At 40.3% G+C, this 6,006-nt stretch carries 6 protein-coding genes; 1 reads left to right on the forward strand and 5 read right to left on the reverse strand.

Features of this window, described 5'->3' with window-relative positions:
- Positions 1-191 precede the first annotated feature (191 nt).
- A complete protein-coding gene (locus ACE1TI_RS15200) occupies positions 192-1,382 on the forward strand; it encodes an MFS transporter (protein WP_375008418.1) in 1,191 nt (396 codons plus the stop codon).
- Positions 1,383-1,435: 53 nt separating this feature from the next.
- Here ACE1TI_RS15200 and speB read toward each other — a convergent pair whose 3' ends face one another.
- The 5 genes from speB to ACE1TI_RS15225 all read right to left on the reverse strand — a co-directional run.
- Complete coding sequence (gene speB, locus ACE1TI_RS15205; protein ID WP_375008419.1) at positions 1,436-2,410, reverse strand: agmatinase; 975 nt, start codon at positions 2,408-2,410, stop codon at positions 1,436-1,438.
- 81 nt (positions 2,411-2,491) lie between these two features.
- The gene (locus ACE1TI_RS15210) at positions 2,492-3,520 is read right to left on the reverse strand and encodes a YjiH family protein (RefSeq protein WP_375008420.1); all 1,029 of its coding nucleotides are present in this window, start codon (positions 3,518-3,520) and stop codon (positions 2,492-2,494) included.
- Positions 3,521-3,585: 65 nt separating this feature from the next.
- Positions 3,586-3,903 carry a hypothetical protein gene (locus tag ACE1TI_RS15215; protein WP_375008421.1) on the reverse strand — a complete coding sequence of 106 codons (318 nt, stop codon included), beginning with the start codon at positions 3,901-3,903 and terminating at the stop codon, positions 3,586-3,588.
- Between the two features lie 54 nt (positions 3,904-3,957).
- Entirely contained in the window at positions 3,958-5,331 is a 1,374-nt protein-coding gene (locus tag ACE1TI_RS15220; protein WP_375008422.1) for a sigma-54 interaction domain-containing protein, read from the reverse strand.
- 109 nt (positions 5,332-5,440) lie between these two features.
- The coding region (locus ACE1TI_RS15225; protein ID WP_375008423.1) for a transposase at positions 5,441-6,006 on the reverse strand (566 nt) is incomplete at its 5' end.

Here is a 6,006-nt window from a genome sequence, read left to right on the forward strand (position 1 = left end):
GTCAATTCCAGATGTAAGCGGGCAATAGAGAAAATCTCTATGTCCGTTTATTTTTTGATTAAACAGGTATTCTGCTGCTTCTAGAGCAAAAAGCATGTTAATTTTTCTCTCAAAAATCATTTTTTTCTCGTCTTCTTCTGAAACAATGAAAGAAAAGGGAAAAATTTCATTTTGCCGGGAGTGGGAGAGATATGACAAAGAGAAAAGTAGAAGGTCAAGCTTCTGCGTTAGTGTTATCTACTATAGCTATGGTGGTTTCATTTGCCGTATGGTCTGTGATCGCACCAATAGCGACAGACATACAGGCAATCTATCAGTTAAGCGAAATAGAAAAGAGTTTTCTAGTAGTTACACCGGTAGTGCTGGGCTCTATCATGCGGGTGCCTATGGGGATTATAACCGATCGGTTTGGAGGCAGAAAAGTATATACACTTACAATGCTAGCTTTGGTACTTCCTATGACAGCGGCAGGTTTTGTGCATTCGTACTCGCTACTCTTATTCTTAACATTTTTAATTGGTATTGCAGGGACAACATTTGCCATTGCAGTTACTTATGTTACAAGGTGGTTCCCGCCAGAAAAGCAAGGGCTTGCACTCGGTATCACGGGTATGGGAAACCTTGGAACCGCGGTAGCTAGCTTTACGGTTCCTTCGATATATACTCATTTAGGGTTCAGCTGGGTATTCTGGATTTTAGCGATTGCTATAGGTGTCATGGCACTGATCTTTTGGGCAGGGACGAAAGAATTACCAAAACCTAAAGAAGTGAAAACATTGAAAAAATCGTTATCTGTTATCAAACATAAACAAACCAGGGTATTGTCGTTGTTTTACTTTCTTACTTTCGGCGGATTTATCGCATTCAGCTTGTATTTACCGGCTATATTGCAGGAAAGCTATCAATTTTCATCTGTTCATGCTGGATTGATTGTGGCTGGCTTTGTCGTCACAGCCACCTGCATACGCCCTTTAGGCGGGTACCTCGGGGATAAATTCAAACCGCACCGAGTCTTAAAGTGGCTGTTTACCGGGATTGTTATTTGTGCCTGCTGCATGACATTTACAAGTGAGGCGTTTGCTTTATTCGGGATAAGCTGTGCATTAATGGCAGCATTACTTGGTGCAGGAAATGGCGCTGTATTTAAACTTGTGCCTGAAGTATCACCTAACAACACAGGAGCGGTCACCGGTATTGTAAGTGCGGTGGGAGGAATAGGGGGCTTCTTTCCTCCAGTAGCACTTGGGGTAATAAAAGGCGTAACGGGAGGATACGGTTTAGGATTTCTATTACTTGCTATTTTTACTGCAGGATGTTTAATAGTAATGAGAAGCTTATACAGTAGAAACAAAATCAAAAAACCGAACGTACAGTACCAATAATAGAAGAACCTCCTATATCCTTTTACTTCTTAGGATTTTAGGGGGTTTCTTGGTTATATAGTCTGTGTTTGTGTACTATGTTCTGCTTGTTGATCTCGTTTTTGCATAGCAACGAGTGTTATCATTTCAAAAGCGACAGTAGATGCAAGTGCTGCTGTTATGTCGCCGCTGTCATATTCCGGCAGTACTTCTACTAGGTCAAACCCTTTAATATTTAAGCCGTAAAGCCCCCTGACATATTCTAATGCTTCGAAGCTGTCAGGACCGGCTACTTCCGGGGTACCGGTGCCCGGGGCAAAAGCGGGATCGACAAAATCAATATCATAGGAAACAAACACGGGTTTATTTCCCGCTCGTTCATGAATTTGACGAAGCACCTCATTCTTTCCAAGCTTTCGAACCTCTCGCATCGGAATGGTTTTAAACCCTAATTCTTCCGGATCTGTGATGTCCTCCGGACCATAAAGCGGACCACGCAGCCCGACTTGAATCGAATGAGAGGTATCAATTAGCCCCTCCTCTACTGCACGACGAAATGGTGTGCCGTGCATGTATTTTTCGCCAAAATAATTGTCCCAAGTATCACTGTGAGAATCAAAATGAACAAGAGCGACTGGGCCGTATTTTTTAGCAAAGGCCCGTAGATGGCCAAGCGAAACAGAATGGTCTCCTCCAAGGATAATCGGGGTAATTTCTTTTTCAAGTATAGGAGCCAGCTGTTCTCCTACAATATCATAGGAGCGGTGAATATTTTGAGGAACAATTTCAAAATCTCCATAATCCACACCAGAGCAATAATCGAAAATATTGATACCTTGATCAGGGTTATATGGACGAAGAAGAACAGAAAAATTTCGAATATGCTGAGGGCCGCCGCGAGCACCAATTCTATTGGACACAGCGGTATCGAAAGGATTTCCTGCTACGACAAAATCAACATCTTCCGTTGTCTGAATTTGTTCAAGGCGCATAAACGTACGCACACCTGTGTAACGAGGGCTTTTTGAAGAATCTTTTGGTTTGTACATTTTGGTTCCTCCTTGTTGACTAGATGAAAATGAAATTGATATATGTTTTACCATATAATTAATGCAATTTTTATGCCAAAATTAAAAAAAGAAAAGGTGCGCCATTAGAAGAATGATCGGCAGTGTAATAATGGTGCGCTGAATAAATACAATAACTAGGTCAAAAAAAGATACTGGGATACGTGAACGAAGCAGCAAAATACCTATTTCTGACATATACACGAGCTGTGTCATCGAAAGAACGGCAATCACAAACCGTGTCAGCTCGCTTTCTATTCCACTTCCAATTACCGCTGGTAAAAACATATCCGCAAAGCCAACGATCATTGCCGGTGCAGCATCAGCAGCTTCTGGAATACGTGCTAATTCCAAAACTGGAACGAGTGGATAGGAAAGAATATTAAATATTGGCGTGAATTCGGCGATAACTAAGGCAATTGTACCTAGCCCCATAACTAGAGGAATCAATCCAAACCATATATCCAGAACATTTTGCAGGCCATTTTTCACAATGGAAGAAACATTTTTTACTTCGGCTGCTGTTGCGACTGCTATTTCTGCAGCCCAGCGTAACCGTGACTTTACGGCAGGTACTTCTTCAGAAATTTGTTTTCCTGCTGGCTCATAATATACTTCTTCTTTTTTTGAAAGAGGTGGAATTCTAGGGCATATGATGGCGGCTGCAAACCCTGCAACAATGACAGTAATATAGAATTGTAAAAACATATGGTCTATCCCGATAAAGCTGATAACAACGAGACTAAATGCAATGGAAGCTACAGAGAAGTTAGTGGCAATCACTGAGGCTTCTCGTTTTGTATAATATCCGCTTTCATATTGCTGTGTCGTAATAAGAGCACCTACTGTTCCGCTGCCCATCCATGAAGCCATAGCATCAATCGATGAGCGTCCCGGCAGCTTAAAAAGCGGACGCATTAATCCTCTTACTACCGTTCCCATAAATTCCATCAGTCCGAAACGAAGCAAAAGAGGCATTAAAAAACCTGCAATGAAAAACCAGGTAGTGAGCACCGGAACCAGTTCAAACAACACAGTCCCGCCTGTAATGTCAGACCAAATAAATTCAGGGCCAAACTGAAATAGAGTCATTATTGCAAAAATTGCTCCGGTTACTCTCAAAGTCCCCCAAAACCAATTGACATCAAATAATTCCTTCATAAATTCAGAGCGTACAGCCCATCCGTGCTGATTCCGTATACCAAGTTTGTGATGACGCTTCCAATTAAAGACAGAACGAGTATGAGTGTCATGAATGGAGGTAAATAGTTTTCAAATACAGTCTGCAGAGCCTCAGCTATAATTCCAATTCCGATTGTCCATTGGTTTTGATAAGGTACAGGAACTAGAAATAAGAACAAGCTGAAAAGGGATACAATAAAAGATTTCATCTTATTTTGAGTTGTCCAAAAAGATAAATCTGTTTCTAGTTTCGTGTCTTTTTCGTCCGGTTCTTTTTCAAGTAGATGGTTCACAAAATCACCCTTTGCAATGTTTGCCGTTATTTAATTGCAAACTTTATGCCAAGTTTATTTAATATTGTATTTTCTTAGCTTTCGAAAGACAGTTGGCTGACTGATTCCAAGCCATTCGGCCATTTCTGTTGTGGTACGGCACGATGAAGCTGCTTCTTTTAAAAGGGCTTCTTCTACTGAGGCAAGGGTATCGGGCAGTGAACCTTGAAAAGTATATTTTTTAGTGTCTTTTTTGTCGTTCCCAAGAGGCATCCAGATTTCTTCTGCACTAATTAGTTTGGTTGGTGAGGTGACAATAAGTCTTTCAATAACATTCATTAATTCGCGGACGTTCCCTTTCCATTCCTGTTCACAAAGGATCTTTAGAGCAGCTTTATCCATTTGAATGTCACGGTTATGTTTTTTAGAAAAATCCTGGACAAAATATTCAATTAAAGGAATGATGTCTGACGTGCGCTCACGAAGCGGCGGAATGGTAATGGGTACAACGTTAAGGCGGAAAAATAAATCTTCGCGGAAACGTTTTTCTTCAACTAATTCTATCAGGGGTTGATTGGTTGCTGTGACCAAACGAAAATCTATATTCTTTGGCTTGCGGCCGCCAACCCGATAGAATTGTTTTTCTTGAATGAATTTTAAAACTTTCACCTGATTGTTTAGGGATAGTTCTCCTACTTCATCGAGAAATAGAGTTCCTTTTTCGGAAAGCTCTGCAAGACCAACTTTTCCATTTTTATGTGATCCTGTAAACGCCCCTCCTTCATAACCAAAAAATTCGGCTTCAAATAAGGTTTCTGGAATAGCTCCACAGTTCACTTCAATAAATGGTCCCTCTTTCCGTGGACTTTCTTGATGTATCATTTTAGCCACCTGGGTTTTTCCTACGCCTGATTCACCAAGCAATAAAACATTAACATCAGTATCAGAAACCTGTCTGGCCATTTCTAGGCAGCGTTTCATAGAAGAAGATCGAGCGATAAACCCGTGTTCTTGTAAGTACTGGCTGCGAAGGTGGTTCAGTTCGTTTAAAACACGTTCCATTTCTTCTTCCATATGAGCAAGATATTCCCGCATGTTAACAAGTTCCGTTACATCATGAGAATACGTAGCAATCCGCCAAAGCTTGCCATTATCATTAAATACTGGGACACCGGTAACAAGAAGTTTTTTATTTTCCTTGGTTGTTTGAATAATAGTTGTACGTTCACCGCTTTCCTTAACGAGTGGTGTAACTATTGGAGTGAAAACGCCTGATTTTTCAAGCTCATATACTGATTTTCCAACCAATTCTTTATTTTCTACCCCATACAAGTTTTTCATAGCAGCGGTAACCCGTGTGATTATTCCATCGGTATCCGTTACGAGTAAATCATCTTGGAGAGATTGTAAAATAACTTCATTTTCGTCTTCCCGGATGTTATGGCTCATGAGAAGTTCCTCCAATTCAAATTTGAATAAAACTAACTTACAAAATGAGATTATACAGCCACGAATAGAAGTGTATTTTTTATTCGATAAAGAATAAATTTTATTACAATTAGAATAACAGAAAGTTGTAATTATGTCCGGAAATATAAAAGGGTTGGGACATAACTAGCCCGAAATAGTAAAAAAAGATTCGATTATCGTTTTTTAATAATCGGAATCTTTTTTGGTTATTATTCAGGGGTCCATGATGTGTGGAGGCGGTATACTTTCTCAAGTTCACCGCCATAAATGCAAACCCTAACTCATTTTCTACTTTTTCTTTGCCTCTCACCGACATTCGAGTGAAACGCAAATTAGCCTTCAAAAATCCGAAGACTGGCTCTACATCTATCTTACGCTGACCATAGATTTCACCCGTTTTCGTTTCCGAAAGCTTTTCTCTCATTTTACGTTCGGAACGAAGCTGTTTACGTTCGCTTCCGTCTTCGCTCGCTTCGATTTGTTGATCATAATTCTCTACCTTTTCGTCTAGCTTTTTCACTATTTGAGTGAGTTCATCGGTAGATAATTCATCCATGTTGTCCCGTTCTATTTCTGGAATAATTTCTTTTTCCAATAGTTCTTCATACATTTGGTTGGATCTCTCCACCAACTGAGCGCTATATTTCTCCACGG

The sequence above is a fragment of the Alteribacillus sp. JSM 102045 genome, from assembly GCF_041949975.1.
Lineage (GTDB): Bacteria > Bacillota > Bacilli > Bacillales > Marinococcaceae > Alteribacillus.